Here is a 7,160-nt window from a genome sequence, read left to right as displayed (position 1 = left end):
CGCCTCGTTCCGAGGCTCCCCCCACCTTCTGCTTTCTCCGCCAGGCGTCAGCGCCGGCCGGCGAACTTCCAGGCGGCCGGCAGCGCGCCCATCGCCAGGGCGGCCTTGAGGGCGTCACCGAGCAGGAACGGGGTCAGGCCCGCCGCGATCGCGGCGGAGGCGGACATCCCGGTCGACAGGGCCAGGTAGGGGACGCCGACGGCGTAGATGATCGCCTCGCCGAGGAGCATGGTGCCCGCCATGCGCCAGGCCCTGCGGTCGGCGCCGCGACGGGCCAACTCGCCGACGACGGCGGAGGCGAGCAGCATGCCGAGGACGTAGCCGAAGGAGGGGGCGCCGGCCCCCGAGCCGCCCTCCGCGAACCACGGGACACCCGCGACGCCGGCGAGCGCGTACAGCATGAGGGAGAGCAGACCGCGGCGGGCGCCGAGCGCAGTGCCGACCAGCAGCGCGGCGAAGGTCTGGCCGGTCACCGGCACCGGGGAGCCGGGCACGGGGACGGCGATCTGGGCGGCGATCCCGGTGAGCGCGGCGCCGCCGAGCACGAGGGCGGCGTCCCGGACGCGGGAGGAGGGCAGGAGGTCGGCGAGGACCTGGCCGGTGCGAGTAGGGACGGCAGCGGTGCTCATGGGGACTCCGCGGGGTGAGGGCAGTCGGGAACACCGCGACGCTATCCCAGCGCCCTTGAGCCGATCACCGTCTGCGCTCGACAAAGGCTGGAACGCGAGCTTGGTCGGCTCCGTACAAAGATCGCTGCTTACACCTGGGCCGGCGTGACGCCGGTCACTGAGGTGGAGTGGTCTTCCCGGCATCGGAACGGCGGTCGGGGGCGCCGCACTTCTGTAAGGTCCCGCCAAACCGGCGGTGGGACCTGCCGGTCCGGGGGCTCCCGCCCGTGCTCCCGCCCGACCCGGCGGCGCGGCCCGCTGATCCGGCGCGGCCCGCTGATCAGGGACGGTCCCTCCCAGCCGGGGACGGCCCCTCCCAGCCACGGCAGCCCCTCCCAGCCAGGGGCGGCCCCTCCCAGCCAGGGGCGGCCCCTTCGAGCCGGGGCGGTCCCCTTCGAGCCGGTGGGGCTGCCTGCCTTCAAACGTGCGGTGGGGCCCGGCGGTTCCGTCTCGCCCGTCGGTCGCCGTCTGGGCAGCCGTGGGACGTTTTGCTAGCTTCGAGCGCATGGTTGCCCAGGCCCGGTACTTCTCCTCGCGTCGCTATGTCGACCTGCGACGCCAGGGCACGGCCACCTGTCGCCGCTCCGGGTAGGGGCGGGTTCCGGCGCGCCCCGTTCCCCTACGGCGCAGTGCCGGACCCTTTTCCCCGTTCAGCCCCGGGAGGCTCCCCGTGCCCCGTGCAATGGCATCCACCCCGACGCCCTCCGTCACCCGCGTCGCCGATCCCGACCGGCGGCGGACCAACGCCAGCGGTGTGCTGCGTTCGGTGCTGGAGCACGGGCCGGTCGCCCGCAGCACCATCGCCCGGCTGACCGGCCTGTCCCCGGCCTCCGTCTCGGAGCACTGCGCCCGGCTCACCGGGCTCGGGCTGATCCGCGAGGCCACGGTGGCGCCACGCGCCAAGGGGGCGGGCCGCCCGCACGTGCCCGTCGAACTGGACGACCGCCGGTTCGTGGTCGGCGGGGTGCACCTGGCGGTGCCGTACACCACGGTCTCGCTGCTCGACCTGCGCGGCCGGGTGGTGACTCAGCGGCGGTTCGCGCACGCCGGGGCCGGACCTGCCCAGGTGCTCGAACGCGCCGTGGACGGACTCGGGGCGCTGCTGTCCGGGGCCGGGGGTGCCACGCCCCTCAGGATCGGGTTCGCGGCCGGCGGCTGGGTGGACCGCGACGGCGGCACCGTCGTCGAACACCCCTTGCCGGGCTGGCGGGACGTGCCCGTGCGGGACGTGATCGGTGCCCGTACGGGACTGCCGGTGCACGTGGACGGGCATGCGCGGGCGCTGGTGAACGCGGAGCGCCTGTTCGGGCGGGCGCGGGACAGCCGGAGTGTGCTGGAACTGTTCGTCGGCAACGTGGTCGACGCGGCCTTCGCCACGAACGACGAGGTGCACCACGGGCCCCGGTCGCAGGCGGGCACGATCGCGCATCTGCCGCTGCCGGGCGGCACGGAGCCCTGCGGTTGCGGACGGACCGGCTGCCTGGAGGCGGAGTTGAGCGAGCGGACGCTGTGCCGGCGGGCGCGGGCGGCGGGCGTGGCCGACGGCGTGGACCCGATGCGCGTGGTGGCCGCGGCCGGCGCCGGGGACCCGGCGGCCGTACGGCTGCTGGTGGAGCGCTCCCGGCTGACCGGCCGCGCGGTGGGACTGCTGCTGGACGTACTCAATCCGGAGACGGTGGTGGTCACCGAGGTCGGCGCGATGTACCGGCAGGACTGCCTGGCGGCGCTCAGAAGCTCCGTCGGGGGGCTTCGGGCGCAGGCGGTGGTGCCGACCGGTTTCACGGATTCCGTGCTCGCGGTGGCGGGCGGGGCGGTGGCCCTGGACGTGCTCTACCGGGATCCGCTGGGCGTGTCACATGACGTTCATTGATTCAGAATCTCCGAATGTTGACAGGGGTTGCGCGGGACCGGGAGCATTCTTCTCATGAGCCCGCTCACGAGCTGTCGCACTCTTTGTTGCTGACCCGTTGACGCGCCCCGGAGCGCCTTTCCTCCGGTTCTCCTCGCGTGCTCCGCGCCGATCACCTCGTGCGTGAATTCCCTTCGCGTCGGCTGTTCCTGCCTGCCTGCCCGCCCGCTTGTCTGCCGCACTTCTTCCGGCTTGCCTGCTGCATGCCTTCCCACCTGCCTTCCCGCATGCCTTCCCGCATGCCTTCCCACCTGCCGTCCCGCATGCCTTCCCGCTTGCCTTCGGCGATTTCACCGCCCGGAATTCCGCACGTCTGCCGCCCCTGTGAACCCTGGAGTTCTGCCATGCCTTCCGCACCGGTGTCCGGACCCGACCGGCGCCTGTTCCTCTCCTCCCTGCTCGGTGCCGCCGCGGCGGCGGGGTTGAGCGGCTGCGCCGGTTCCAGTGCCGCCGCCTCCGGGTCGCCCGCCGACCTGTCCGCCCCGCTCGCCGGCAAGGTGCCGCCGGGCACGAGCCTGAAGATCGCCTCCTATCAGAACGCCCAGCAACTCCAGTTCAGACTGGGGAAGTTCCCGAAGCTGCCGTTCACCGTGTCGGACTGGCTGAACATCGGCGCCGGACCGGACGTCATCAACGCCTTCCGCGCGCGTTCCCTGGACGTGTCCACCAACGCGGGCATTCCGCCGATCCAGGCGCACTACCAGGGCTACGACGCGCGGATCGTCGCCGTCGGTCTCACCCGCAGACCCAATTACCTCTTCGCCACCAGCCCGGGCAGCGACATCCGTACGACGGCGGACTTCAAGGGGCGCCGACTCGCCTTCTCCCAGGGCCAGGCGCAGGGCGTCGTCCTGCTGCGCGCGCTGAAGGAGGCGGGCCTGGGATACGGCGACGTGCGTCTGGTCCCGCTGACCAGCAACCAGTTCCTCACCGCCCTGCAGTCGGGCCAGGTGGACGTGGCCCCGCTCGGCAACAGCCAGGCGCCGGCGTATCTGAAGCAGTACGGGGCGAAGGGCGCGCACACCATCCCCACCGACGTCGTCGACCTGCTCAACCTGCTGTGGGCGCCGGCCTCGGTGCTGGCCGACCGGGCCAAGGCCGCCGCGATCGCCGCGTACATCCCGCAGTGGGCCAGGGGCCAGGTGTGGCAGTGGGAGCACCCGGACGAGTGGAACCGGGAGTTCTACGTCAGGACGCAGAACCTGTCCCCGGCCCAGGCCGAGGCCGTCACCCGGCTCGCCAACAAGCCGCTGTTCCCGCCGCGCTGGGACGAGGCGATCGCGTGGGAGCAGGAGACGGCCGACCTGCTCGCCGAGGGCGGCTTCGTGAAGAAGTTCACGGTCGACGCGCTGTTCGACCGGCGCTTCGAGTCCCTGGCGGCGAAGGCCGTCCCGGCCGGGTACCGGAGGTGACCCCCATGACGACCTCGACGCCTTCGACGACCCCGACGACTCCTGCGACTCCGACGCCCCCGACGACCCCGACGAGTCCGACGGCTTCGGAAACGTCTGCGGCTGCCGCGGACGCCGCTCCCCCGGGCACGGCGACCGCCACCGCCCCACCGCCCCGCGCCTGGCGGCCCCGACGGTCCCAGCGATCCCAGCGGTCCCAGCGGTCCTCACGGCCCCGGCGGTCCCTCACCCCCGGCCGGCGGCTGCCCGCCGCCCGGCTGGCCGGACCCCTGCTCGTCCTTGTCCTGTGGGCCGCCGCCTCCGCCGCCGGGCAACTCGACCCGGGTGCGATCCCGGCGCCATGGACGGTGCTGAGGACCGCCGGCCACCTGTGGACCGAGGGGACGCTGCCCACCGACGTGGTGACCTCGCTGCGCCGGGCCGGCTACGGCTTCTCGATCGGCCTGGGCGCGGGTGTGCTGCTCGCGCTCGCCTCCGGGCTGACCCGGACCGGCGAGGCGCTGATCGACGGGACCGTGAACCTCAACCGGGCGATCCCGACCCTGGGCCTCATCCCGCTGTTCATCCTCTGGCTGGGCATCGGCGAGACCTTCAAGATCGCGATCATCGCGATCGTCGTCTACGTCCCGGTCTACCTGAACACGCACGCCGCGCTGTCCGGCATCGACAGCCGCTTCGTCGAACTGGCCGAGGTGCAGGGCCTGTCGCGGTGGCGGTTCGTCCGGCAGGTCGTCGTGCCCGGCGCACTGCCCGGTTTCTTCGTCGGCCTGCGGCTGGGGGTGACCGGGTCCTGGCTGGGCCTGGTGGTGCTGGAGCAGATCAACGCCACCAGCGGCCTCGGCTACCTGATGTTCCAGGCGCAGAACTACGGCCAGACGGACGTGATCCTCGTCGGCCTGCTGGTCTACGGCGTCTTCGGCCTGGTCTCCGACAGCGTGGTCCGCCTGATCGAACGGAGGGTGCTGTCGTGGCGCCGCACACTGAGCAGCTGACCCGGCCCGCGGTGGAACTGCGCGGCCTGACCCGGTCCTTCCAGGGCCGTACGGTCCTCGACTCCCTCGACCTGAGCCTGCCGGCCGGGCAGTTCACGGCCCTGCTCGGGCACAGCGGCTCGGGCAAGAGCACCCTGCTGCGCGCGATCGCGGGCCTGGACCACGCGGTGGCGGGCAGCGGTGAGCTGAGGGCGCCGGAGCGGGTGTCCGTGGTCTTCCAGGACTCCCGGCTGCTGCCCTGGCGCCGCGTGCTGGACAACGTCCTGCTGGGCGCGGACGGCAAGGACGCCGCCGAGCGCGGCCGGGCCGCCCTCGCCGAGGTGGGCCTCGCCGGCCGGGAACGGGCCTGGCCGAGCGAGCTGTCCGGCGGTGAGGCGCAGCGCGCGGCGCTGGCCCGCTCCCTGGTGCGTGAGCCCGGTCTCCTGCTGGCCGACGAGCCGTTCGGCGCGCTGGACGCCCTGACCCGGATCCGGATGCACGGCCTGCTGCGCCGGCTCTGGCAGCACCACCGGCCGTCGGTGCTGCTCGTCACCCACGACGTGGACGAGGCGATCGTGCTCGCCGACCGGGTCCTCGTCCTCGACCGGGGCCGCGTCGGCCTCGACCTGACCATCGACCGCCCCCACCCGCGCGCGCACCGGGACCCGCTGCTCGGCGAGTACCGGGAACGGCTGCTCGCCGCCCTGGGCGTCACGGAGGACCCCGCATGACCCGCACCCTGCACCTCAACGCGTTCCTGATGAACACCGGCCATCACGAGGCGTCGTGGCGGCTGCCGGAGAGCGACCCGTACGCGCACGTCGACCTCGCGCACTACGCCGGCCTGGCCCGGGTCGCCGAGCGCGGCACCTTCGACTCGCTCTTCCTCGCGGACGGCCCCCAGCTGTGGAACACCGTCGCCCAGCGGCCGGCCGGCGCCCTGGAGCCGCTCACGCTGCTGACCGCGCTGGCGACCGTCACCGAGCACATCGGCCTGATCGCCACCGCGTCGACGTCGTACCACTCGCCCTACAACCTGGCCCGCACGTTCGCCTCGCTGGACATCGTCAGCGGCGGCCGGGCGGGCTGGAACATCGTCACCACCGCGGGTGCGGAGGCGGCCCGCAACTTCGGTCTCGACGCCGAGCCCCCGCACGCCGAGCGGTACGCGCGGGCCGCCGAGTTCGTGGACGTGGCCCGCAAGCTGTGGGACAGCTGGGAGGACGACACGATCGTCGCCGACAAGGCGGCCGGGGTGTGGGGCGACGACGCGAAGATCCATCCGGCTCGGCACCGGGGGACGTACTTCGGTGTGGCGGGCGCGCTGAACGTGCCGCGCACCCCGCAGGGGCATCCGCTGCTCGTGCAGGCGGGGTCCTCCGAGGACGGCAAGGCGTTCGCCGCGCGGTACGCGGAGGCGGTGTTCACCGCGCAGCAGACCCTCGCCGGCGCGCAGGCGTTCTACGCCGATCTCAAGGCCCGTACGCGGCGGGCGGGCCGGGACCCGGGCCGCGTCAAGGTGCTGCCCGGCATCGTCCCGGTGCTGGGGTCGACGCAGGCGGGGGCGCGGGCGGCCGAGCGGGTCCTGGAGGAGCACATCGTGCCCGAGCACGGCCGGGCCCGGCTGGAGGGCCTGCTGCGCCTGGAGCCCGGCACGCTCCACCTGGACCGCGAGCTGCCGGCCGACCTGCCGCCCGAGTCGGCGATCGAGGGCGCCAAGAGCCGTTACACGCTCGTGGTGGAGCTGGCCCGCAGCGAGCGGCTCACCGTGCGGCAGCTGATCGGGCGGCTCGGCGGCGGGCGCGGGCACCTGACCTTCGCGGGGACGCCCGAGCAGGTCGCGGACACGATCGGGACGTGGTTCGCCGAGGGGGCGGCCGACGGGTTCAACATCATGCCCGCGGTGCTGCCCTCCGGTCTGGAGGCCTTCGTCGAGCACGTCGTCCCGCTGCTGCGCGCCCGCGGCCTGCTGCGCACGGAGTACGGGCCCCGCCGGACCCTGCGGGAGCGCTACGGCCTGCCGCGGCCCGCCAACCAGTACGTCACCCCCGGCGGCCCCTCCGCGCTCGCCACCGTCTGACCGCGCGCGTCCGTCCGTTCGCCCGCCCGTCTGTCCGTCCGCCCGTCCGTCCGTCCGCCCACCCACCCATCCGTCCGACTTCCCGCCCACCCATCCATCGGCCCGCCCGTCCGTCCGTCT

Annotated in this window: 6 protein-coding genes; 5 read left to right on the top strand and 1 reads right to left on the bottom strand. The window is 73.8% G+C overall.

Going from position 1 to position 7,160, the window contains the following annotated elements:
• Positions 1-47: 47 nt before the first annotated feature.
• On the bottom strand, positions 48-629 hold the full coding sequence (locus ACFC02_RS22245) for a biotin transporter BioY (RefSeq protein ID WP_360980885.1): 582 nt from the start codon (positions 627-629) through the stop codon (positions 48-50).
• Between the two features lie 721 nt (positions 630-1,350).
• On the opposite strand from ACFC02_RS22245, the gene ACFC02_RS22240 reads away from it, so the two are divergent.
• From ACFC02_RS22240 to ACFC02_RS22220, 5 genes are all read left to right on the top strand, one after another.
• Positions 1,351-2,538, top strand: a complete 1,188-nt coding sequence (locus tag ACFC02_RS22240; protein ID WP_376359904.1) for an ROK family protein — start codon at positions 1,351-1,353, stop codon at positions 2,536-2,538.
• Positions 2,539-2,921: 383 nt separating this feature from the next.
• Entirely contained in the window at positions 2,922-3,989 is a 1,068-nt protein-coding gene (locus ACFC02_RS22235; RefSeq protein ID WP_376359901.1) for an ABC transporter substrate-binding protein, read from the top strand.
• Positions 3,990-3,994: 5 nt separating this feature from the next.
• A complete protein-coding gene (locus ACFC02_RS22230) occupies positions 3,995-4,981 on the top strand; it encodes an ABC transporter permease (protein WP_376359898.1) in 987 nt (328 codons plus the stop codon).
• Positions 4,957-5,691 (top strand): ABC transporter ATP-binding protein, encoded by a 735-nt coding sequence (locus ACFC02_RS22225; RefSeq protein WP_376359895.1) that lies wholly within the window; start codon positions 4,957-4,959, stop codon positions 5,689-5,691. Before ACFC02_RS22230 ends, ACFC02_RS22225 begins: the two co-directional genes overlap by 25 nt.
• Positions 5,688-7,040, top strand: a complete 1,353-nt coding sequence (locus ACFC02_RS22220; protein ID WP_376359892.1) for an LLM class flavin-dependent oxidoreductase — start codon at positions 5,688-5,690, stop codon at positions 7,038-7,040. Before ACFC02_RS22225 ends, ACFC02_RS22220 begins: the two co-directional genes overlap by 4 nt.
• Positions 7,041-7,160 lie beyond the last annotated feature (120 nt).

The organism is Streptomyces sp. NPDC056160 (assembly GCF_042268205.1).
Classification (GTDB): domain Bacteria; phylum Actinomycetota; class Actinomycetes; order Streptomycetales; family Streptomycetaceae; genus Streptomyces.
Note: the sequence above shows the minus strand (reverse complement) of the source record. Positions and strands in the feature narration are given on the sequence as shown.

Coding starts and splice junctions, on each gene's coding strand:
- ACFC02_RS22245 (WP_360980885.1), bottom strand. CDS start 629: ATGAGCACCGCTGCCGTCCCTACTCGCACCGGCCAGGTCCTCGCCGAC.
- ACFC02_RS22240 (WP_376359904.1), top strand. CDS start 1,351: ATGGCATCCACCCCGACGCCCTCCGTCACCCGCGTCGCCGATCCCGAC.
- ACFC02_RS22235 (WP_376359901.1), top strand. CDS start 2,922: ATGCCTTCCGCACCGGTGTCCGGACCCGACCGGCGCCTGTTCCTCTCC.
- ACFC02_RS22230 (WP_376359898.1), top strand. CDS start 3,995: ATGACGACCTCGACGCCTTCGACGACCCCGACGACTCCTGCGACTCCG.
- ACFC02_RS22220 (WP_376359892.1), top strand. CDS start 5,688: ATGACCCGCACCCTGCACCTCAACGCGTTCCTGATGAACACCGGCCAT.